The 21,003-nt window shown below is 62.8% G+C and carries 21 protein-coding genes and 1 pseudogene; 5 read left to right on the forward strand and 17 right to left on the reverse strand.

The annotated features are described in order from the left end of the window. Window positions 1-377: 377 nt before the first annotated feature. Window positions 378-1,877 (reverse strand): alpha-amylase family glycosyl hydrolase, encoded by a 1,500-nt coding sequence (locus AArcSt11_RS03715; RefSeq protein WP_250594740.1) that lies wholly within the window; start codon window positions 1,875-1,877, stop codon window positions 378-380. An 84-nt stretch (window positions 1,878-1,961) separates the two neighbouring features. Then, window positions 1,962-4,352 (reverse strand): alpha-amylase family glycosyl hydrolase, encoded by a 2,391-nt coding sequence (locus AArcSt11_RS03720; protein WP_250594742.1) that lies wholly within the window; start codon window positions 4,350-4,352, stop codon window positions 1,962-1,964. A gap of 93 nt (window positions 4,353-4,445) precedes the next feature. On the opposite strand from AArcSt11_RS03720, the gene AArcSt11_RS03725 reads away from it, so the two are divergent. Then, window positions 4,446-4,784, forward strand: a complete 339-nt coding sequence (locus tag AArcSt11_RS03725) for a hypothetical protein (RefSeq protein ID WP_250594744.1) — start codon at window positions 4,446-4,448, stop codon at window positions 4,782-4,784. Window positions 4,785-4,793: 9 nt separating this feature from the next. Here AArcSt11_RS03725 and AArcSt11_RS03730 read toward each other — a convergent pair whose 3' ends face one another. The 4 genes from AArcSt11_RS03730 to AArcSt11_RS03745 all read right to left on the reverse strand — a co-directional run bounded on the left by AArcSt11_RS03730 (window position 4,794) and on the right by AArcSt11_RS03745 (window position 8,597). Continuing rightward, on the reverse strand, window positions 4,794-6,467 hold the full coding sequence (locus AArcSt11_RS03730; RefSeq protein WP_353617670.1) for an ABC1 kinase family protein: 1,674 nt from the start codon (window positions 6,465-6,467) through the stop codon (window positions 4,794-4,796). A 6-nt stretch (window positions 6,468-6,473) separates the two neighbouring features. Beyond that, window positions 6,474-6,830, reverse strand: coding sequence for an Hsp20/alpha crystallin family protein (locus AArcSt11_RS03735; protein ID WP_250594746.1), 357 nt, complete (start codon window positions 6,828-6,830; stop codon window positions 6,474-6,476). A 56-nt stretch (window positions 6,831-6,886) separates the two neighbouring features. Further along, complete coding sequence (locus tag AArcSt11_RS03740; RefSeq protein ID WP_250594748.1) at window positions 6,887-7,675, reverse strand: hypothetical protein; 789 nt, start codon at window positions 7,673-7,675, stop codon at window positions 6,887-6,889. A 79-nt stretch (window positions 7,676-7,754) separates the two neighbouring features. Then, window positions 7,755-8,597 carry a hypothetical protein gene (locus AArcSt11_RS03745; protein ID WP_250594750.1) on the reverse strand — a complete coding sequence of 281 codons (843 nt, stop codon included), beginning with the start codon at window positions 8,595-8,597 and terminating at the stop codon, window positions 7,755-7,757. A gap of 126 nt (window positions 8,598-8,723) precedes the next feature. Here AArcSt11_RS03745 and AArcSt11_RS03750 point away from each other — a divergent pair, with 126 nt between their 5' ends. Together AArcSt11_RS03750 and AArcSt11_RS03755 are read left to right on the forward strand one after the other, a co-directional pair. After that, window positions 8,724-9,956 (forward strand): molybdopterin molybdotransferase MoeA, encoded by a 1,233-nt coding sequence (locus AArcSt11_RS03750; protein WP_250594752.1) that lies wholly within the window; start codon window positions 8,724-8,726, stop codon window positions 9,954-9,956. Further along, window positions 9,953-11,845, forward strand: coding sequence for a molybdopterin biosynthesis protein (locus AArcSt11_RS03755; protein ID WP_250594754.1), 1,893 nt, complete (start codon window positions 9,953-9,955; stop codon window positions 11,843-11,845). The genes AArcSt11_RS03750 and AArcSt11_RS03755 overlap by 4 nt, the downstream gene beginning before the upstream one ends. On the opposite strand, the gene AArcSt11_RS03760 is transcribed toward AArcSt11_RS03755, so the two are convergent. From AArcSt11_RS03760 to AArcSt11_RS03770, 3 genes are all read right to left on the reverse strand, one after another. Beyond that, on the reverse strand, window positions 11,839-12,480 hold the full coding sequence (locus tag AArcSt11_RS03760) for an HAD family hydrolase (protein WP_250594756.1): 642 nt from the start codon (window positions 12,478-12,480) through the stop codon (window positions 11,839-11,841). The genes AArcSt11_RS03755 and AArcSt11_RS03760 overlap by 7 nt on opposite strands. 103 nt (window positions 12,481-12,583) lie before the next feature. Further along, window positions 12,584-12,952 carry an LWR-salt protein gene (lwrS, locus tag AArcSt11_RS03765; RefSeq protein WP_250594758.1) on the reverse strand — a complete coding sequence of 123 codons (369 nt, stop codon included), beginning with the start codon at window positions 12,950-12,952 and terminating at the stop codon, window positions 12,584-12,586. A 2-nt stretch (window positions 12,953-12,954) separates the two neighbouring features. Then, window positions 12,955-13,233, reverse strand: coding sequence for a 4a-hydroxytetrahydrobiopterin dehydratase (locus AArcSt11_RS03770; protein ID WP_250594760.1), 279 nt, complete (start codon window positions 13,231-13,233; stop codon window positions 12,955-12,957). Between the two features lie 230 nt (window positions 13,234-13,463). Here AArcSt11_RS03770 and AArcSt11_RS03775 point away from each other — a divergent pair, with 230 nt between their 5' ends. Further along, window positions 13,464-13,970, forward strand: a complete 507-nt coding sequence (locus tag AArcSt11_RS03775) for a twin-arginine translocation signal domain-containing protein (RefSeq protein WP_250594762.1) — start codon at window positions 13,464-13,466, stop codon at window positions 13,968-13,970. A gap of 89 nt (window positions 13,971-14,059) precedes the next feature. On the opposite strand, the pseudogene AArcSt11_RS03780 reads toward AArcSt11_RS03775, so the two are convergent. The 5 genes and pseudogenes from AArcSt11_RS03780 to ahbB form a co-directional block, all read right to left on the reverse strand. After that, window positions 14,060-15,292: pseudogene (locus tag AArcSt11_RS03780) on the reverse strand (RNA-guided endonuclease InsQ/TnpB family protein). 3 nt (window positions 15,293-15,295) lie between these two features. Further along, window positions 15,296-15,442, reverse strand: a complete 147-nt coding sequence (locus AArcSt11_RS03785) for a DUF2080 family transposase-associated protein (protein ID WP_158059631.1) — start codon at window positions 15,440-15,442, stop codon at window positions 15,296-15,298. Window positions 15,443-15,638: 196 nt separating this feature from the next. Beyond that, on the reverse strand, window positions 15,639-17,021 hold the full coding sequence (gene hemA / locus AArcSt11_RS03790; protein ID WP_353617687.1) for a glutamyl-tRNA reductase: 1,383 nt from the start codon (window positions 17,019-17,021) through the stop codon (window positions 15,639-15,641). Beyond that, window positions 17,021-17,689 carry a precorrin-2 dehydrogenase/sirohydrochlorin ferrochelatase family protein gene (locus tag AArcSt11_RS03795; protein ID WP_250594766.1) on the reverse strand — a complete coding sequence of 223 codons (669 nt, stop codon included), beginning with the start codon at window positions 17,687-17,689 and terminating at the stop codon, window positions 17,021-17,023. Before AArcSt11_RS03795 ends, hemA begins: the two co-directional genes overlap by 1 nt. A gap of 74 nt (window positions 17,690-17,763) precedes the next feature. Further along, window positions 17,764-18,837, reverse strand: a complete 1,074-nt coding sequence (gene ahbB, locus AArcSt11_RS03800; RefSeq protein WP_250594768.1) for a siroheme decarboxylase subunit beta — start codon at window positions 18,835-18,837, stop codon at window positions 17,764-17,766. Window positions 18,838-18,953: 116 nt separating this feature from the next. On the opposite strand from ahbB, the gene AArcSt11_RS03805 reads away from it, so the two are divergent. Continuing rightward, window positions 18,954-19,376 (forward strand): Rieske (2Fe-2S) protein, encoded by a 423-nt coding sequence (locus tag AArcSt11_RS03805; RefSeq protein ID WP_250594770.1) that lies wholly within the window; start codon window positions 18,954-18,956, stop codon window positions 19,374-19,376. A 31-nt stretch (window positions 19,377-19,407) separates the two neighbouring features. Here the strand turns inward: AArcSt11_RS03805 and AArcSt11_RS03810 are convergent, their stop codons facing one another. The 3 genes from AArcSt11_RS03810 to AArcSt11_RS03820 all read right to left on the reverse strand — a co-directional run bounded on the left by AArcSt11_RS03810 (window position 19,408) and on the right by AArcSt11_RS03820 (window position 20,918). After that, entirely contained in the window at window positions 19,408-19,812 is a 405-nt protein-coding gene (locus AArcSt11_RS03810; protein WP_250594772.1) for a DUF5778 family protein, read from the reverse strand. Between the two features lie 224 nt (window positions 19,813-20,036). Then, entirely contained in the window at window positions 20,037-20,231 is a 195-nt protein-coding gene (locus tag AArcSt11_RS03815; RefSeq protein WP_250594775.1) for a cold-shock protein, read from the reverse strand. A 78-nt stretch (window positions 20,232-20,309) separates the two neighbouring features. After that, window positions 20,310-20,918, reverse strand: coding sequence for an undecaprenyl diphosphate synthase family protein (locus AArcSt11_RS03820; protein ID WP_250594777.1), 609 nt, complete (start codon window positions 20,916-20,918; stop codon window positions 20,310-20,312). Window positions 20,919-21,003 lie beyond the last annotated feature (85 nt).

Raw genomic sequence — 21,003 nt, forward strand, 5'->3', positions numbered from 1 at the left:
CTACCGAATTGGTAGTCCATGTTTCAAATAATTACCGGCAAGTGAACACAACCGGTCCAACGAAATCTACTGAGATCGAGCCCACAGAACTATTTAACTATCAAACACCAACTCTCCCTTGAAAATCCAAACGAAACGAGGAGAGTGAAAGAGGACTTGAAAAACGGCCTTTCAACCGTTTATACCATGGACGGATCGGCCATCAAACCAACAGTCACTGCCCGTATATTCGCACTTAGGAGAAGCGGCCTCGGCACTCATAGGGCTCGTCACAACCAGTTGCCGAGACTGGCTCGGAGCGAGTGCGTCGTCATCGGCCAGCCGACGCTACAGGGGGCGCGTGCAAGGCGGTTTCGGAAGGCGTCCCGCCGGACGGCTCACTCCCCCAGCGTGTACATGACCCAGCTCCGGGCCGGAACGGTTACCTCGACTGCCCCGCCCTCGACGACGTCGACGCTCGGCTGATGACCAGTGTAGTCCACGAGCGTCGTCCCCTCGTCCCAGGACGTCTCGACCGTGTACGTCTGGCGACGTCGGGAGACGTTGATCCCCGCAAGCAGGTTCTCCTCGCGCTCGTAGAGGTAGGTGTCCTCGCTGACGTGTCGGTCGATCAGCGCGCCGCGGGCGAGTCGGTTCTTGACCTCGATGAGTCGCTGGGTGTCGGCGTCGAGATCGGCACCGATCGTCGTGCTGAACAGGTGGGGAGTGCCGGGATAGGAGAGAATGAAGGCGTTCGCGAGGGCCATCTCCTCGCCTTCCGGGCTGTCCGGGCCGACACCCGGTCCGGCGGTGTCGTGGTTCTGGGCGAACGTGACCGCGGCGTCGGGATCCTCGTAGACGACGCCGTTGCCGCCGTCCTGTGCGAGGCCGGTGAGGTCGTCCTCTTCGAAGGCGGTGACGATGTTGCTGTACAGCGGGAAATCGAAGGCGTTCATCCCCGTGTCGACGAACTCCATGAGGAAGTCGGTGTCTCCCTCGTCCCACATCTCGCCGACGCGCCAGAGGTCCAGCTCCTCACAGAGGGGATTGATCTCCTCGGCGAAGTACCACGGCCAGATGTGTGCGGCAGCGTCGAAGCGGATCCCGTCGATCCCGAACTCGGCGATCGTGGTCAGATACGCCTCGTGGGCCGCCTGTACCTCGGGATGGGAGACGTCGAGGTTCGGCAGTCCGAGCAACGACTCGTCGTACTGTTCGTTTTCGATCTCGCCGCGATAGTTGAACGCCGGCACCTCCGTGAAGTGCTCTTCCACCTCGAACTGGGGCCACTCCAGCTGGGTCGTTTCCGTCGGGTCGTCCGAGTCGCCCCACCGGTCCGCGGGCGCGGGGTCGGGGTTCGCAACGTGGTTCAGAACGGTGTCGACGATCACCTCGATCCCACGCTCGTGGGCGGCATCGACGAGCGACTGGAGTTCGGCCTCGGTCCCGAACACCGAGTCGAAATCGCGCAGATCGACCGGCTGGTAGCCAAGCGGGGGGTGTGGTTCGAGGTGGCCGAAGTCGGGATGCTCCGGTTCGTAAAACCCCTCCTGGTCCTCGGTCCCGAGATGCTGGAAGTCGAGCTTGCCGACCGCCGGCTGGGGGAGCCAGATGGCGTCGATCCCCGCCTCCGTGAGCATCGGTAAGTCCGCCTCGACGTCGGCCCACGGCGTGTGAAAGTACTGGTAGATGACTCCCTCCCCCTCCGCGTCGGTCGTGACGCTCGCCTCGATATCGGGAATATCTACGGCGTCCGGACCGCCGAAGTCGCTTCCGGGTGTTGCACAGCCAGCGGTTGACACACCGAACGCCGCGGCCGAGGCGGCCGCTGCGCCGCGAAGAAACTCGCGTCTCCCCGTTCGATCGTCCGCCAGCGAGTCATCAGTGGGATCTATCACGATGATCTACTACATCGTTATTTTGAGAGCGTATAGAATACCGGGTTCTCGTTCGAGTTCCTGATACAGCGAACGATGTTCCAGCTACTGTTCGAGTGAGAAGACGCCGACGGTATCGACGCTGACCGTCTGACCATCCGCAGCCCCGTCGTCGACTGCGACGAGGTTCTCCGTGTCGACGGCCTCCGGAAGGTCGATCCGAACCGACTCGGATTCGAAGTTCACGACGACGAGCACCGTCTCGGGTCCGGACACGTCGGCTTCCTCACCGACCTCTCGCGTGAACGCCACTGCATCGACGTCCTCGTCAGTCGACTGGAGCGTCACGTCGGCATCGGGTCCGAGCACGTCGAGGTCGTGATACAGGTCAATCAGGGTCCTGTAGAACGCCAGATGCGCCTCGTCGTACTCGTTCCAGTTCATGAAGGCGCGCTGGCGACCGCCCGGCCGGACGTCCGCGTGGGCTTTGACGCTCCCGTCGTCGGTCCGGCCACGGTGGTCGTCCGGTTCGGAGACTCGCCCTTCGCCGTAGCGGCTGATCTGGCGTTCCTGTCCGTAGTAGAGCATCGGAAGCCCGGGCAGAGTGATGCAGGCGGCGAAAGCGGCGCGCTGCCCTTTCGCTGCCTCGTCCCACTCTTCGTCGGTAACCGCGTCGTGGTCGGGGTCCGCAAGGTCGACTGCGGTGCGGTTGAGCAGCCGTTGTTCGTCGTGATTTTCGACCGCGTTGATGACCCGCGAATGGTCGGGGATGCCGTGGTCCCGCCGGGTCAGGATGTCCTCGACGAGCCGGTCGGGATTGCTCGGATCGTCCGAGAAGTCGTACTGGTCGGCCATCCGCTGCTGGTTCTCGGTAAGTCCTTCGCCGTCTTCCAGCAGGTTCTGGGAGGTGTAGGTGAACCCGTACGAGTCGTAGTGCATGTCGAACTCGTTTTCCGAGAACTTCGGGTCGGTCGGGAGCGTCTCGTCAAGCATGAGGAACTCGCCATTATTCGCCCGCACGACTTCCCGGACGTCCTTCCAGAAACTGTGAGGGACGCCGTAGGCCACGTCACAGCGAAAGCCGTCGACACCGACTTCGCCCGACCAGAAGTCCGCGACTGCGAGGATATACTCGCGCATCGCGAGGTTCTCGTAGTTGATGTTTGGCATCCACTGCAGGTCGGCGAAGCCGGTCGCCCGCGGGGCGGCCTCGATCTGTGTACCGTCCTCGTCGTAGCGGGGCGAGTCCACTCGGTCCCACCAGTCGAAGTACTTCGAGTCCTCGTTCCAGGCCTCGACCGTGGCGCTGTCGCCTGCTTCGACAGATTGATCGCCCTCTGCAATAGTGTCGACGAACTGGTCGATCCAGCGCCCCGCGTGGTTGATCACGAGGTCGAAGAGGACGGCGATACCGTGGTCGTTACACGCCTCGACGAAGTCGGCGTAGGCTGCGACCGGATCGTCGTATCCCTCGGGAACGAGATCCTCGGCGATCCCGAGATAATCGAGCGTTCCGTAGCCGTGCGGGCCGCCCGGTGGCAGATCCATCTGCGCGCTCGTCGCGGGGACGACGGGGGTCACCCAGAGCACATCGACGCCCAGTTCGTCCAGATACTCGACGCCGCGTGCGCCGGTTTCTTCGTCCCCCTCGATCAGCGTCTCGAAGGTCGTTGCGCCGCGCTCGCCCGCCCACGACCGCGGGAAGATCTGATACATGACGGCGTCGTCGATCCACTCGGGTGGACGGTTCGGCAGGTATACGTCGCCATCGGGATCCAGTTCGATCGAGTCCTGCGCGCTCGCCACCTGGCCGTCGTAGGCGGCAGCGTGGACACGGGCCGACTCGTCACCCAGTGCGTCGAGCGAGACTGTTGCCGTCCGGGCGTCCGCACCGATCTCGATGTCTTCGGTTGCCAGCGCGTCCCGGTCGTCCGCGAGGAACTCGACCCGAACGTCGTCGGGATCGGCGTCGCTGGACGGCGCGAGCTGTGCGTTCGATTCGATCCGGAACTCCCCGGCATCGGCGTCGTACTCGCCGTCGAGTTCGATCCGGGGGAGGGGAGCGTCGGTTCCCTCGGGGAAGGCGTACAGCGTTAACTCGTGGTGCCCATCCGGCGCGTCGAGCCCGAGCACGTACTCGCCGGGCACGTCGGCCTCGAACTCCGCGGCGTGGTCGTAGCCCGCGTCGTAGCGCGGGATTTCGGTGTCGTCGGTCGCAAACGAAAGCACATCGCCGTCGCTGTCGGCGGGCGTCGAGACGACAGACCACTCGAACTCCCCGGGGTCGTAGTTGTCGGGATCGACCGAGAGATCGGTCAGGCGTGGCGCGAGGTTATCGCGGCCGCCGTGCTCGATGTCGACCTCGACGTCCAGTCCGTTCGTGTCGGCATCGATGACGAACACTGAGTCGTGAATTGGCTCGCCGACCTGTACAAACCGGGGGTGTCCGGGATGGGGCGAGTCGACGGGCGTCTGTGGATCGAACAAGGATGACATAGTTCGTCGTTTCTCACCCTGGGGACAATATCGCTTTGGTCTCGCAGTCGAAAGTATAATAAAACAAAAAACAGACGTATACAACGACGATACATGCCCCGTGACGACAGTGACAAAACGACCTCCATCGCGACGAAACTCGGATACTACCTCAGACGCGAGTATTTTTATACAACTCGCGAGTCGCCCTCTGACGGCCTACCGCTACTCGTGGACCTGATCGGATATACGGCTGTACTTGCGGTGTTTCTCGGCATTTCCTTCACCGTGTTTGCCACAATTGGTGCACCCGGACCCGGCATTATCAGTCTGATCCTCTACGTGCTACTGTGGCTGATGGTACAACTCGCGTTTCTCCACGTTGTCCTCTGGGTTGCCAGTAAACTCTGGCGGCTACTGAACGGATATCCGAAGGCTGCCAGCGCACAATGACTCCATAGTTCAGTCTTCGCCCTGCCGTTCCCGCATCCCCTGCCGGGTGAACTGCAGGCGGGCGCGGATCCCGCGGCCCTTGGTAAAGGAGCGGTAGAGGAGCGCCCCGACGACCAGCGTCGGAACGCTCGCGACCGCTGCAGCCTCCGGGGTCGAGAAGGCGTACAGCACGGCGACCGACAGCACCCCAGCGGCGACCACTAATCCGAGCACCAGCCGTTTCGCCAGTCGATCGAGCAGGTTACCCGAGTCCTCGATATCGGCGCGCAGATGGAAGTTCTCGCGCTCGATCCGGTCGAGCGCGTTCTCGGCTTTCGGCGGGACGTTCAACAGGGATCGGGCAGTACCCTGTAGCTCCTCGCCCGCCTCGGAGAGATAGCGACGCGCGGTCTCCTCGCGGTAGCCCTCTTCGGTGAGATAATCAGTGGCGATCGTGATGAAATCGAAGTCCGGATCAAGCGTGACACAGACACCCTCGACTACCGTTGCGACACGGAGCACGAGGGCGAGGTTTTTTGGCAGGCGAAAGGGGAACTCGTAGATCGAGTCCTCGATCTGTCCGACGATCTCCTGGACGCGATACGTTTCGATATCCTCTCCGCGGGCGTCGGCGATCGCCAGTTCGAGCGCGTCGGCCATCACCGCTCGGTCGGCGTCGGGCGAGAGCGTCCCGAGCTCGATCAGGACATCGAGAATGGCGTCGATGTCCTGATTCGCCACGGCGACGTAGAAATCGACGACTTTCTCCTGGACGAACGGGTCGACCTGCCCGCTCATTCCGAAGTCGTAGAAGACGATGGTGCCGTCCTCCTGTACCGCGAGGTTACCGGGATGCGGATCGGCGTGGAAGACGCCGTCGTCGATGATCATCTTGAGATAGGCTCGCTGGAGGGTCGTTGCGATCTCGGTCCGGTCGATCCCCTGCTCGTCGAGCCGATCGAGATCGTTGATCTTCGTCCCCGGAACGTATTCCATCGTGAGCACTTTGGGTCCCGAATGAGAGTCGATTACCGAGGGGATCCGCACGGAACTGTCGTCGGCGAAGTTACCCTTGATCTCTTCGAGCATCGCCGCCTCGCGCTGGTAGTTCATCTCCTCGCGGATCGTCTTGGCGAACTCTTCGGAGAGGTTTCGTAGCGAGAACGACCGGGCCTCGCCGACGAAGAACATCAGGATCGGCAGCGACCAGTTGATCACGCGCAGGTCGGCCTCGACCAGCGATTCGATGTTCGGTCGGCGGATCTTCACCGCGACGTCCTGTCCGTCGATCTCGGCGAGATGGACCTGTCCGAGGCTCGCACCACTGATCGAGTCGGTGTCGAACTCGTCGAACGTTTCGTCGACTGGTCCGAGCTCGTCCTCGATAACACGTTTCGCGTCGGCCCACTCGGCTGGTGGGACTTCGTCCTGTAGCTGGGAGAGGACCGTGATGTATTCCGGTGGAAGAATATCCGGCCGAGTCGAGAGCAACTGTCCGAGTTTGATAAAGGTCGGACCGAGTGTCAACAGCGACTCCAGCAGGTGCTCAGCACGTCGCTGGCGCGTCTTCCCATCGACCGAGCGGCCCCGACCGAACAGGAAGAACCGGTTCCGGTCGCGGGCGTACGCCAGCAAGAGCGGAAGGAACTGTCTCGCGACGACCAAAAACCGCCAGTAGGCACGGAGGTTTACCAGTGTCACCACCCCCGTCTACTCGTCATTGATGTCGATCGTCGTCTCGACCTCGGCTGTCGTCTTCGGCAGCGTGAGTTCGAGCACACCCCGGTCGATCGTCGCCGACCCATCCCGCCCCGTCGCGTCGGGTGGAAGCGGCAGTTCGGCGTCAAGAAACAGCGACCGATCCTCACGGAGATACTCGAACTCCCGTGGCAAGGCTTTCTCTCGGCGGGCCTCGATGATCAGTCGCCCGTCGGCAACCTGCAGATCGAGTGTGTCCGCGGTCACGCCGGGTAGATCGATCACCAGTAGATACTCCTCCTCGCTCTCCAGGAGATCGGCGAACACGGCGTCGGGCAGGTCCCGCAGAGCATCGCGCAGCGCTGACATGAGAGTGCCTTGGGAACGAGAAGCGAAAAAGGCGGTGGTCGCGGCACGACACTGGTTCACAGGAGTTCGGATGCGAGAACTATCCCCGGGACCAGCATAAACATGAGACCGAACACCGTTGCCGCGACCCCCGCTGCGAACTGTCGTTGTATCGAGTTCGACGCCGAGGCGTCCGCCACGTGAAACAACGGCGTCTCCGGCCCGTCGCCGATCGCGGCGTTGACCGTTCCGGTCGGTCCCTCGAACGGCCGGTCGTTGATCTGCCCGTACACGTGGACTGTATCACCCACATCGATCCGCCGCTCGACATAGCGGCGCTTGTCCCCCGTCGAGACGGTGATCGGCCCGATATCCGAACTGGCTCCCTCCCCGGGGTCGACATCGTCGATCGTCTCGAGGAACTCCGCGATCCGTCCCTCGGCAGTCTCGTCACGGCCGACGGTGATCCGATCGCCAGAAGTAAGCGAGAGGTCGGCGTCCTCGCTCTCGATCACTACCGACCCCGTCTCGTCCTCGACGAGAAACTGGACGCGTTCGTCGTCGGAGTGCATCGTTCGCCAGTTCGAGCCGTTATCGCTCGAGCGGTACCGCTGGACTTTGTACTCGTAGGCCAGACACTCGGTTCCGGTGAACGGTGCTGTAAGCGTCTCGTCGGCCGGGACTGCACTCGCTTCGAGTTCGGTTCGGCCAGTGCCGTGTGCGACCTCCATGACGTCGACGGGCTCGCTTCGCCAGAACAACACGGCACGGCGAAGCGCCCGGGCACCGACGAATACCGCGCCGACGCCGATGAGCATAAACACGCCAACGAACAGGAGTACCGGAATCGGAACGGTCCCAGGCATTGGTGGGGTGTCTCGTCGATCCGAAAAAGTTCTATCGGGTGTCGCCCGCTCGAAGGTGCCAGTCCGGGAACGTGGACACTCACACCACACCGAGCAGTGGCAGCGAGAACAGCGCCCCGGCGACACCGAACAACAGCACTGCTATCGAGAAGAACCGAAGAAACCGTTTGAGGCTGGATCGCGGGAGCCTCGTCGCCGACTGATCACTGAACACCAACCGGTCGTCGTCACTCGCCGTAATGAGTGGCGCTCCCTGACGGACGTCCACGGCTCCGTACGCCGTGACTGCATCCCCATCGTGGACGTGCCGCGTCTCGAACCGCTTCGCTTCCGCGTCGGTGTCCGACGTCGGTCTCGACCCGAGAAAGTCGGCGAGCTGGCGGGGCAACTCCGCCGGATCGGTGACCGATGTACGATGGGACCGACCTTCCAGCAGCAGCGTTGACGAACCGAACGGACTCGACTTGCTTGGCCCCCACCCGGAGCCTGAATCGGGAGGCGCTGCCTGTTTGTCGTGGCGTCGTTTCAGCCACTCGAAATCGACCATAATTTCGTCGCTCCCCGTATCGATGACCACGTCCCCATACTCCAGCCCGTAATCCGTGACCTGCCGTTGATTCTTTTTGCGACCGTTCCGTCGACGCCGTGGTCCTGACTCGCTGCGACCATGCAGTTCCCACGCATACGCGCCCACATCGCTCCCGTCGTCATCGACCGGCAACGTCACCGGGGTACGCACCCGCAGTTCACCGTCGATGATCGCCGTCTCACCGGAATCGTACGATATCTCGTCGATCGTTTTTGTTCCGGCCCGCGAAAAGGTCCGAAAGTTGCGGAAGGAGCCGACTGCGGGGTAGAGAAAGAGCAGGCCCATCACCCCAAAGAACAGCCCGATCACTATCGCTGCCAGCAGCCCCTCCATAAGATTCCTTTGTACTGAGCGTGCCTTATTTATTACGACTGAGATACTGTTCAGGAAATGGCGGGCGTGGACTACAGGACCGGTCCGCACGCGCGGTTTTTTGCCCGTCGGGCGATACTCACCTGTATGAGCGATACCGAGCCCGACCGCAAACAGTCGGGCTTCAAACGCCGGACCCCGGTCGAGGAGGCCAGAGAGCGACTGCGCGAGGCGACGACCCGGTGCGTCGGGACGATGGAGCTCCCGCTCACGCGGGCCGACGAGCGCGTCCTTGCGGAGTCGGTAAACGCAAACCGAAACGTCCCACACTACCGCCGGGCGGCGATGGACGGCTACGCCGTGCGCGCCGCGGATACCTTCGGGGCGAGCGAGCGCTCGCCGGAGCTCCTGCGCGTTACAGAGAGAGAGGCCGATCCCGCGCCGGGCGAGGCCGTTCGCGTGCACACCGGTAGTGAGGTCCCCGAGAGCTGTGACGCCGTGGTGATGATCGAGGACGTCGACGAGATCGGTGCCGAGCTGGAAGTCTTCGACGCGGTCGCCAGAGGGGAAAACGTCGCGCCGATCGGCGAGGACGTCGAGGCTGGACAGGCGCTGTACGAGCCGGGTCACCGACTGCGACCCTCGGATCTCGGCCTGCTGAAATCCCTCGCCGTCGACGAGGTCGAGGTGTACGATCAGCCGACGGTGGGGGTGATCCCGACCGGCGAGGAACTCGTCCAGCACGACCCCGACCCCGGAGAGATCATCGAGACCAACGGGCTGACGGTCTCACGGCTGGTCTCGCGGTGGGGCGGGCGCGCGGAGTACCGCAACGTCGTCACCGACGACCCCGAGAGCCTGCGAGCCGCGATTCAGCGCGACCTGACAAAGGATATCGTAGTGACCACTGGCGGCTCCTCGGTGGGCGAACGGGATCTCATCCCGGAGGTCGTCGACGACCTGGGGGAGGTGCTGGTCCACGGCGTCGGCCTCAAGCCCGGCCACCCGGTGGCGCTCGGCGTTGTCGAGGAGACGCCCGTGCTCATGCTGCCTGGCTACCCGGTCGCATGTATCGTCAACGCCGTGCAGTTCCTGCGCCCCGCGATGCACTGGGTGCAGGGACGCTCGCCGCCGCCACATCCCACACAGCAGGCCCGGTTGACCCGCAAGATCGCCAGCGAGCCCGGCACCAGGACGTTCGCCCGCGTCCGGACCGAGCAGGAGGGCAAAGAGCTGGTCGCGGAACCGACCCGCGCGAAGGGATCGGGCGTCCTCTCCAGCGTGGCGCTCGCGGACGGCTGGGTCGTCGTGCCCGAGGCCCGCGAGGGGATCCCGGAGGGAGAAACCGTTGAGGTCCAGCGCTGGGAGTGGTCGGCATGAGCGAGCGTCGCGAGTTCCGCGAACTGACCGATCCGGACGTCGCCCACGAGATCGTCGCGGACCTCGACCTCGATCCGGCTACCGAAGGCGTCCCGCTGGCCGACGCCCGCGGGCGGGTGCTCGCCGAGCGCGTCGACGCCGACATCGACGTGCCGGGGTTCGATCGCGCCAGTCTCGACGGCTACGCGCTCCGCGCGAGTGACACGTTCGGCGCGGACGAGGTCGATCCCGCCCGCCTCGACGTGATCGGCGAGGTCCACGCCGGTGTGGAGCCGACCGCCGAACTCGGCGAGGGCGAGGCAGTCGAGATCTCGACCGGCGCGGTGATGCCGCCGGGTGCTGACGCGATGGTGCCGGTTGAGCAAACCGACGAGGAGCGCGTGGATGATCAGCGAACCGTGCTGGTCCGGACCGCGGTCGCGCCGGGCGACAACGTCATGCTCGCGGGTGCGGATGTTGCCGCGGGCGAGCGCGCGCTCGGCCCCGGAACCCGCCTGACCGCCCGCGAAATCGGCCTGCTGTCGGCGCTCGGCGTCGACGAGGTGCCGGTCCGTGGAAAACCGACAGTCGGCATCGTATCGACTGGCGACGAACTCGTCCGGCCGGGCGAACCCCTCGACAGCGACGCCGGACAGATCTACGACGTCAACAGTTATACCATCGCGACTGCGGTCGAGGAGGCGGGTGGCGAACCCGTGCTCTATCCCCACGCTGGCGACGACTACGACGAGATGGAGCGGCTCCTGATCGAGGCGGGCGAGGAGTGCGATCTCGTCCTCTCCTCGGGGTCGACCAGCGCCAGCGCGGTCGACGTGATCTATCGCGTGATCGAGGACCGTGGCGAACTGCTGCTCCACGGCGTCGGCATCAAACCGGGCAAGCCGATGCTGGTCGGCGAACTTCCGGGCGGCGCGTACGTCGGACTGCCGGGCTACCCGGTCTCCGCGATGATGACGTTCCGGGTCTTCGTCGCGCCGCTGATCCGGGAGGCTGCAGGGCTTCAGGAACCAGACTCCGCGACGCTAACCGGCGAGATGGCCACAGAGGTCCGCCACGAGCAGGGACGGCGCCGACTCATGCCGGTCGGGCTGGTCGAGAACGCCGATGGCGACCGGCTCGTCTACCCGGTCGACAAGGGCAGCGGCGCGACCACGAGCCTCGCAGACGCCGACGGGCTCGTCACGATCGAGGCGACGACCGATTACCTCGCGGCGGGCGAGCCGGTCACTGTCACGCTGTTCTCGCCGGATGTCCGGCCGCCGACCGTCTTCGGCGTCGGCGAGGACGACCCTGCACTCTCCCGACTGCTGGATCGCCTCTCGAACCCGCGATACCGCTCCGTCGGAACCCGACAGGGGCTTCGGCGGCTCCGCGATGGCGTCCCGGACATCGCGGTGATCAGCGGCTCGCCGGGCCCGGACGTCGAGAGCGAGCAACTCGCCGCCTGGGAGCGCGAGTGGGGCCTGGTCGTCCCCACGGGTAACCCCGAGGGAATCGAGGGGCTCGGAGACCTCGTCGACCGCGACCTGCGGCTGATCAACCGGACGACTGACTCGGGCCTGCGGACGACCCTCGGCGAAGCCGTTGCTGATCTCGCGGACGAGCGCGGGACGACACGTCACGAACTCGTCGAATCGATCGAGGGCTTCGAGCTAGCAGCTCGCGCCCATGAGAGTCCAGCGCGGAGGGTCGCTGCGGGGCAGGCTGACGCCGGGCTTGGCCTGCGGGCGACGGCTGCGAGGCTCGATCTGGGATTCGTCTCTCTGGGAACCGAGACGGTTCGCGTGCTGGCGAACCCGGGTCGGACGGACAAAGAGGGGCTGGCGGAGCTACGTGACGTGCTCGCACACGCCGACGACGTGCTGGACGACCTTGCAGGATATCAGTAGGGAACCGGGCCAAGCTCCTCGAACGAACGGATCCGCCGGTCACCCCACACGACGAAGCCGCGCTCGTTCGGGTCGTATCGCTGGACGTGGATCCCGTCGAGTCCGGCGTTTCGGGCTGCACCGATGTCCTCCGCGCTGTCGCCGACGAGCGCCCCGGTGTGGCCGTTGTGCGCGACGCCGAGGTCGGTCATGGCACGCTCTACCGGTGCTGGGTCGGGCTTCCACCCCAGGTCGTCCGTACAGCAGATCACCGTGTCGAACCAGTCGGCGATATCGTGGTGGTCCAATACCGGACCGGTCAGGTAGTTCTGGCAGTGCGTGACGAGGCCGGTCGGCCGGTCGAGGTCGCCGACGAATTCGGCGTCCTCGTACAGGAACGTCGACTCGGCGCGGGTGGTTGGGTCCTCGACCTCGTGGAAGGTAGCCCAGAACCGCTGGGGGTCGATATCCAGCTGTCGCAGCAGCTGGTCGCGCTGCCCGCCGTAGCCGTGCCAGAGCAGCTCGGCCTGCCGAGTCGTAAACTCCTGACCGAGCCGCCGTCCTACCTCGTCGAGCACGTCGTAGACGTAGGCGGGTTCGACATCGACGAGCGTACCGTCGAGATCGAGCAGCCAGAAGTCGTAGTCGGGCACCATCGGGACACTTACGTATGCGTGGGAGCTGAATAAGTATTCTCCTGCTGCCGCCCCTAAACACCTCTCTAGGGTCCAGTATGTGCTCCCTTCGGCACCGGGTCAGTCACCGGACTTCCAGCGATCCCTTGAAGTATTTCGACAGCACCTCGCTGACGCTGTCGGCGTTGAACTGATCGAGATCCCTCGCAATCTCGGTTTTCAGTTCGTCCAGATAGGCGTCGTCGGTCTCGAATGCGCGGTACTCGACCGACTCGACGTCGACGCCGAGTTTCTCCGAGGCAATTTTGCACATGTGTTCCTCGTCGCCGACAGCGCCGCGCCAGAGGTTGTCCCGGAAGAACAGCCAGCCGTCCTCGCCCGGCGGGTTGGCCGCGCGATAGAGTTTCGTCTCGAAGGTTGCCGGATCGAGCCGTAGCTCCGCAGACGGTGTCGGGATCCGGAACTCCACGGCGAAGACGTAGCGGGCGTCCACGGTCAGCTGTGTTCTGACTCGATCAGCTCCGCCATGTGGATGTCCTGATCCGTGATCCCGCCTTCCTCGTGGCTGGTAAAGCGGATCTCGACTTTCTTGTAGCGGATCTCGATCGTCGGGTGGTGAAACTCTGCTTCCGAGATCTCACCAACCATCTGAGCGAAGGCGACACCACGGAGATACTCGTCGAACTCGTAGACACGGACGATCTCGTCGCCGTCTCGTTCCCACTCGTCAGGGAGTTGCTCGCTGATCTCGTCGTCGGATAGCAGGTCAGCCATATAACGCTCATTAACCTACGAGAAAATAAAAGGTGCCCTCAGAGAGAGTCATAGAACCCCTGTCGTAGTACATTGTCTGGTCAATTGCCTCGGGATCAAGCCCCGTGGTATCTGCCTCGATTATACTGTGAAGAAACAGGTATATTCTAACTGGTGTGCATGGTAGAACAACCGTATCTTGCACTACTTCTAATCAATAATTTTTTATAGATAGAATCAAAGACACTTCTATGGTAAGCAGACGTGGATTTTTGTCAGGAGTTGCCAGTACAGGCGCAGTTGCAATTGCAGGGTGTAGTAGCAGTAGTGTACCAGTTATTGGAGGAGACAGTGGCCCGGAAGATGCGGTTGAGCAATATCTCACTGCCGGACAGTCCGGTGATATCGAAGCCGCAAATGAGGTATTACATCCCGAATCCAGTATATACCCAGTTGAAGAAGGAGACCTTGAGAATGAAGATGATTTCACCGTTAACGACATAGATCAGGTTTCAACGAGAGAGCGGGTTGAATGGGAGATGGAACAATTCGGCGACTCAGGGGATGAAGCAACCGAAGAAGAAATTCAGGATCGGGTAGAGAGACTGGACCAAGACGCTGAGGAGGAACTCGATGAATTGGGTGCAGACGATTACGCTTGGGTTCTGGTGTCTCTACAGGGGGACGATGACGATGAGGATGAAGAAGTACCACTTGTGACGGTTCAAGATGACGGCGATTGGTATCTTCTGCTGTAACCGTACTTGTGTCACTATAGACAGGTCTCCAATCTAATAAATCAGACAGCTTCATAGCTATCTGCTAGTATGTAGTGAACTACCCCACCCTACTCGCTCACCGCTGATGCGGTTCGCTCCTTAACGGTGGGGCTTCCTGTTTCCATGACGCGCTTTGCAGACACCGAATCGGTGTCCACAGGAAGCGCAGTCTCCACAGGCGTTGATTCGGAGTGTCCCACTCCTACATCTTCGAGACCGCGAGAGAGGATGTTCCACGACGCATTCGCGTCTCTGTCCGCTTCGAGCCCACACGACGGACACGAATGCTCACGCACCCACAGCGGCTTGTCCGTCTCCGTTCCGCACGACGCGCATTCTTTGGTCGTCCCTCGGGGGTCTACGGCGACGAAGTGCGTTCCTTCGCGTTCGCACTTGTATTCGAGCATTCGGAGGAACGTTCCTCACGAGGCTCCGGCTCGATTCCGAGAGTTGCCGGGGAGTTCGATCAACCCCTTCGCGTCCAGGTCCTCAACGGCCACAAGGTCGTATTCTCGGGCGTAGTAGTTAGATAACTTATGGAGGAAATCTTGACGCTTGCGTTTCAGGTCGGCGTGTCGTCGGGCGACCGTCTTGCGTTGTTCCTCCCAGTTGTTCGAGCCGTGTTCCTTCCGCGAGAGATCGCGTTGGGCGCGTTCCAACCGCTCGCGTTCAGCGGAGAAGTCCGGCGACTCAACAGCGGTTCCGTCCGTATCGTGTGCGTACTTCAGGATACCAACGTCAATTCCGACGACTCGCCCTGGATTCTCCGGCTTCTCGGGTGTGTCCTCTTCCACGTCGATCCCGAACGTGGCGAACCACTCGCCCGTGGGTTCTTGCTTGACCGTGACCTGTTTGATGATCGCGTTTTCGGGAATGCCTCGGTGGAGATTGATGGGTATCTCACCGATTTTGCTCAACCACAGGACAGGCCGACCACTCGTATTCTTGAGTTCGAAGCCGGACTGGTTGTAGGTGAGCGACCGATATTCCCGAGGCGGTTTCCACTTGAGCATCCCCACGGCACGTCCGTTCTCCTTCTGTGCCTTGAGCGTGGAGAGGTTGTCGTAGACGCGCTTGACGACCATCTGCAACACTTTTGAGTGAATGTCTCCGAGGTCGTCCCACCACCTTTTGAGGTCGGGGAGTGTGCCCTGTACCTTGTAGCGTGCTGGAATGTCGTCTGCCTTGTTGAGTTTGTAGAGAACGTGGTTGTAGAGTTGTCTACAAGCATCGACGTGGTGCAGAAGCGTCTCGGTGAGGGCTTCCGGCGGGTCGAGTCGATACTTGTAGTTGTAGTGCATGGGCTATTCGTCTGGATCGGGTTCGGAGACGCGGACGACTTTCACGTCGGCTCCGCGCCAGCGTTTGGGGACGATGACGTGGGCACTGTTCCCCGACGGTTTTGCGGTTCCGTCGAGGACTTCTTCGCCTTCGATTTCAAACCTATCCATCATCGATGTATAGACTTTAGATAGACATAAAGGGAGCGGTGGGCCTGTGGGCCGGGTGGTGAACGTGTTTGTGAACCGTGCGGCGCTGTACCCCTCCCTACTGCGCTACTCGGTCGCTTCGCTCCCTGCGTTGCTCCTTGAGGAAGGGGACTTAGCACCTGAATACAGTTAAAACGAACTACCGCCAGATGAGTAGTCAATCGTCCGAGAGTACGCTCTCGACGATCTCATCCGGGACCTCGTCGGGGAGTTCGCCAGGGGAGATTTCCGCCAGCGCATCGGGCAGCTCAGAGGGGTCGACACCATCGGGGAACGGCGGGTACGCCTCGCCGTCGAACTCGGGATCGAACAGCTGTAACGCCGTGTTGATCGTCGTCCAGTCGTCCTCGCCCGCGGCTTCGCGCAGACTTCTGGTTGGTGGCGCGAGCAGTTTGTTTACGAGCGCGTCGGCCATCGACTCGACAACCTCGCGTTCGCCTGCGGTGAGTTCGCCGTCCGTTTCGGCTTCCAGTTGCGAGATTGCGGTCGAGATCTCCTGTGATTTCACGCGATCCGCGCTCTCGTACATCGCCGCGATGACCTCGTCGGCGCGCTTTCGTTTGTACTGGTCGAGCAGGCGGTCGAACTCCGCGTCGATGATGCGCTTTGCCTCTGCTGCCGCTGCCCGGCGCTGTCGGCGGGTCTGTTCGGTGACCGACGTAAGCGTGTCGAGGTCGTACACCGTCACGTCGTCGAGATCGGCGACCGAAGGGTCGACATCACGCGGCTGTGCGAGATCGACCACGACAGTCTTGCCCCCGTGCTCGAACGGCTCGGCGCTGATCACCGGCTCCTCACTGGCAGTCGTCGAGACCACGAGGTCGGCCCGTCGGGCGACGGTGTCGAGGCCCTGTAGCGGGACGGCGCTCGCGTCGGCGTCAACCTCGTTCGCCAGATGTTCCGCATGGGGCACTGTCCGGTTGGCGACGATCATATCGGTGATCCCCCGGTCCGCGAGCGCCTTGACTGCGGTCGTCCCCATCTCGCCTGCCCCGATGACGAGCGCTGTTGGATCGTCGACACCGAGGTCGTTTACTGCGACCGTCGCGGCGGCGCTTCCCAGCGAGACGATCCCTTCGTTGATTTCGGTCTCGGTCCGAACGCGCTCGCCGACGTGGATCGCCTTCGTGACGGCGTCTTCGAGCATCGGACCGATCCCGTCCTCGCCGCGTGCATCCTCGTAGGCAGTGCGGACCTGCCCGAGGATCTGATCCTCGCCGAGTACGAGTGATTCGAGCCCTGCGGCGACCCGCATGAGGTGTTCGAGGCTCTCCTCGTGGTCCAGATACCGGATAGAGTCGTCATCGACGTGCGGCGCGAACGTCTCGAACGCTGCACGTCCGACTGCGGCGTCGTCGGTGACGACGAACGCTTCGGTGCGGTTGCAGGTGTGGAGCGCGAACGCCTCGCTCACGTAGGGTTTGGCGATCAGATTGGCGACTTCGGCGCGCTGGTCGTCTGCCCCCGCTCGTGCCACGTCGTCGACAGACGCACTGCTGTGCGAGACGCTAATGCCAGTGACGACGCCCGTCGCTTGCATCATTGCTCACCACCGTGGGTCTCCCCGAGCTCCTCCTGAATCACGTCCTCGGCCACTTGGCGACCCTTGGATGTTCGGGTACGTAAAGCCTTCCAAACGTCGGAAGAATTGACGACGGTTCTGACGGCGTCCCGTCGCTCGCCCGGCGAGGGCGACCGCTCCCGGAGTTCGCCGCGTAACTCGCCCGTCAACTTGGCCATCGCACCGGCTCCCTCGATATCCGATTCGATCTCCTGGCGAAGATATCTCGATACTGCCGGACTCGCCCCACCGGTCGAAACGGAAACGACGACTGGGTCGTCCCGGATCGTCGCCGGCACCACCACGTCGTCGACCGGTCGGTCCGCCCCGGTCGCATCGCTCCGATCCGTCCGGTTGACCAGCGCACCGACTTCACGGGCCGCCTGCTCTGCCGCCTCGTTGATCGCCGCGTCGTCGGTCGCCGCGACGACCAGCGCCGGATTCGTCCGGTCGACCCACTCGCGGATCGCCTCCGCGTCCGGCGCGTCACGCACCAGTTCGCTGTCGCCGAACTCCCCGTCGAAGGAGGGGCTGACGACGATCACCTCGGCTTCTCTGGCGAACCGGCGGGCCTTTCGCGCACCGACGGCTCCACCGCCGAAAACGAGAACGGTCTCCTCAGTGAAATCGTGCAGTAGTGGAATCATACGTCGGAGCCGGCTGTGATATCCGATTGGTTCGGGGGCTGTGACATGACTGTTGTGCCGTACATGTGTGGGCGTTACTCCGCTCCCGAAGCGGTGTTCGCTTCTGCGCGTTCGTCCAGCCTGATGCCGGTCTTTTTCAGAATCTGCGTCGAGAACAGCGAGTCCCAGTCGCCCTCGTCGACGTCCCAGTACTCGGCCATCCGGTCGCGAACCTGCTCGATCCGGCGCTCGCTCTCGGCCTCGGTGCGCCCGTGGGTCATCGCGAAGAAGTTGTACGGCCAGACCCCCTCGTGACGGGGTCGTCGATAGCAGTGGGTGACGAAGGGTAGTCCGGCGATCTCCGGCCCGACCTCGTCGACCAGCTCGTCGGGGACGTTCCAGACAGTCATCCCGTTTTCCGTGTAGCCCAGCGCGTAGTGGTTTGGGATCACGCCGATCCGGCGGATCTTCCCCTCGGCATTGAATCGCTTGATCGTCTCGACGACCCACTCGGCCTCCGCGCCGATCGCGTCGGCGACGTCCTCGTAGGGCGTCGGAGAGAGCGGCAAGCCGTCCTGGATCTCCAGAACGAGATCGAGTTCCGTGGGAGTGAGCGTGTCGCGCTCGCTCGGCGTGACGTCCGGGCCGAGCGCAGAGCAGTCGACCGCACCCCCCTCGATCGGCCCGTCGACATAGAACTTCGCCTCGACACGGAACTCGCGTTTTTTGGGCAGGTTGTACGTCTCTTGACCTGTCGCATCTTCGATTTTTCCGAGCACTTCCCCGACCCGGTCAGGATTAGCGACGCTCACAACGAACCACATGTTGAGGTGTGGGTGCTCGCGTTCGTAGTTGTGTGCGACCTCCGTGAACGCGTTGACCTGTTCAGCAACCTCGTCGAACCGCTCCTCGGGGGCGTGCATGGCGACGAGCGTCGCCGCACCGCCGATCTCCTGGGCGTTGATCAGCGCCCCAAAACGGGTCAGCGTGCCGTCCTCGTCCAGTTGCCGGATCCGTGTCAGTAGCTCGTCCGCAGAGATATCGATCCCGTGGTCAGACAGTGTCGCCGCTGCCGGTTCGAACGGCTCGCGGACGACGGGAAAACCGCCCTGAAACGCGTTGACGATCGCCCGGTCCAGACCGTCCAGCTCCGCGGCGTCAGTGTTCATACACGTCACTCGGGAACGACCGGACATAAGCCCCTCGGCACCGAGCAGGCTCGTGGTTCCCACCTGGGTAATCGATCATCCGAGAAATTAATTGGGCCCGGTTCCATCGACCGGCTATGAGTGGCCGATACCGGTTGACGAGCGTCGAGACGGTCCGAGACGAGGGGTCGTGGCTGTTCCGGGTCCGGGATGCACACGGCGCGCGCGAGGAAGTGATACTCGTCCCCTGCGAGGAGTCGGGTGTCGAGGCGTGGCGCAACCGCTGTACGCACGAGAACCAGCGTCTCCATCGCGAGGGGGTCGGTGCAGCCGTCCGCGAGTCCGGCATCGTCTGTCCGAAACACGGCTCGATCTTCGACACCTGTTCGGGTGCCTGTGACAACGGGGAGGCCGCGGACACGACACTCCCGTCGGTCGATGTGACCGTCGAGAACGGACAGGTGTACCTGACAGATGACGACGTTGATTACCTCGGAACCGGCGGTATCGACGATGATGAGGAGGACGGGCCGAGTTCGAGCTCACACCTGCAGTTCTGAGTGCGGTCCAGTACGGGAGCCACTAGCCTGCTCACTCGCCTTTGACGCCGCTCACTGCAAAGCCAGCGTCCTCGATATCCGCGAGGATGGCCTCGTGGTCCGCGCTGGCCTCGTAATAAAAGACGATATCGAAGGTACCCTCGCGGAGCAACTGCTGGCACTCCCAGACGAACTCTTCGTCATCAAGCGTGAGCCCCTGATGCTGATTCGAGGAGAAGTCGGGATCGTCGTTACCCGAGTAGACGTAGGTGTCTTTCGGGTCCAGTCCCGCATGCTCGGCGATAATGTCGCCGACGTCCAGTGTCGCCTGCATCATGTCGATCTCGTCCGGGGAGCCCAGATCGGTGTGGACGACCGCGCCGTTGAGCTGGATCTCGCCCGGTTCGAGTAGCTGTTTGGTGCGTCGATGCAGATCCTCGTCGAGTACCTCGGGCATACCCATACTTTCGGAACTGAACGTATATCGCTCACGGTATCGCCATCGCTCCACACGCACGTGATGCGGTGAGCGATCGGGATACCATCGGCTCAACGGGACACGGTCGGCGTGATCGAGATACCGTCGGCTGGTGGATGTTGAAAATACGGGAAGACGTACTGCACGGGCGGACCGCCTGAGTGTAACCCCAACGCGACGCCCGGAGTCGCACCGTTCGGGTCTTACAGGCGGACGAGGTTCGTCGCTCGTGGGCCTTTCTCGGCCTCTTCGATCTCGAATTCGACTTCCTGCCCCTCCTCGAGGTCAGGACCGCCGACGTCTTCCATGTGGAAGAACACGTCTTCGTCCGCGTCGTCACTTTCGATGAATCCGTAGCCGCCCGTGTCGTTGAAGAAGTCAACCGTACCTTTCGCCATTGCATCTATCTATCGTACATACGAGTATAAAAACGATTGGGTTCCGATCCGCAGTTCGGCCGCCTGTGATCCCCCGAACTATCGGCCGAACCGGCGCGAGCGCTGTTTGTACTCGCGAACGGCTCGCAGATAATCGCGCTGCCGGAAGTCCCGCCAGTTGACGTCGGTGAAGTACAGCTCCGAGTAGACCGACTGCCAGATCATGAAATCCGAGAGTCGCTCGGCTCCGGTTTTGACCACCAGATCCGGGGCGTCGGGGAAGACCAGCCGCTCCTCGACGTCCTCCTCGGTGACTGCACCCGGCTGGAGGTCGCCGTCCGCGACCTCTCCCGCGAGTGATCGCACAGCCGCGGTGAACTCGTGTTTCCCGCCGAGACCGATGCTCACCTGAATTGGGGCGTCCGCCCGGGTCCGATCTGTCGGCCCCCTGATCGCCATCGGTTTCGGCGCATCGACGTCCTGCAGTGCGCGTTCGAGCGTCGGGGCAACCGCCTCGTCGAGCACGCTGACGTAGACCGTCACGCGATCGGTGCCGTACTCGAAGGCGAGCTCGAAAAACGATTCGAGCGTGTCGTAGGCACCGCGTTCCAGCAGGTCGCGCTCCGCGAGGACGAGTGCGACGTGTGCCGGGGGCGCGGCCTCGTGACGGCGGACGCGAACCGAGAGATATCGGTCGTACAGTCCCACGTGTCATCGATCAGCCCGCTCCGAAGTAAACACACTGGGTTGAAACAGGACCGGTTCGGGACTCTTATGTAAGCGACAGGTAAAG

It is taken from the genome of Natranaeroarchaeum aerophilus (genome assembly GCF_023638055.1).
Taxonomy (GTDB): Archaea; Halobacteriota; Halobacteria; order Halobacteriales; family Natronoarchaeaceae; genus Natranaeroarchaeum; species Natranaeroarchaeum aerophilum.